Annotated in this window: 1 protein-coding gene; it reads right to left on the bottom strand. The window is 36.1% G+C overall.

The window, feature by feature from the left end:
• A partial coding sequence (locus NZ923_10830; protein ID MCS7230500.1) for a WD40 repeat domain-containing protein occupies nt 1–524 on the bottom strand: 524 nt, incomplete at both ends.

Here is a 524-nt window from a genome sequence, read left to right as displayed (position 1 = left end):
GAGGCAATGAACCTGCCATCAGGAGAAAAGGCTACGGAGGAAACATGATAACTATGCCCTATAAATATTCTCATTTGTTTTCCACTACTTATTTCCCAGATTTTAATCGTACTATCCTGGCATCCAGAGGCAATATATTTTCCATCTGGTGAAAAAGCTATGGAGGAAATATAATCACTATGCCCTATAAATGTTCTTATATTTTTTCCACTACTTACTTCCCAAAGCTTAATTGTCTTATCACCACTACCAGAGGCAATATATTTTCCATCTGGTGAAAAGGCTATGGAGGAAACATTGCCACTATGTCCTATAAATGTTCTTATATTTTTTCCACTGCTTACTTCCCAAAGCTTTATTGTCGTATCATGGCTTCCAGAGGCAATATATTTTCCATCTGGTGAAAAGGCTACGGAGTAAATATAATCACTATGCCCTATAAATGTTCTTATATTTTTTCCACTGCTTACTTCCCAAAGTTTAACTGTCTTATCTCTACTTCCAGAGGCAATATATTTTCCATC

The organism is Candidatus Kryptonium sp. (assembly GCA_025060635.1).
GTDB lineage: Bacteria > Bacteroidota > Ignavibacteria > Kryptoniales > Kryptoniaceae > Kryptonium.
This window is presented reverse-complemented; position numbering and strand designations above follow the sequence as displayed.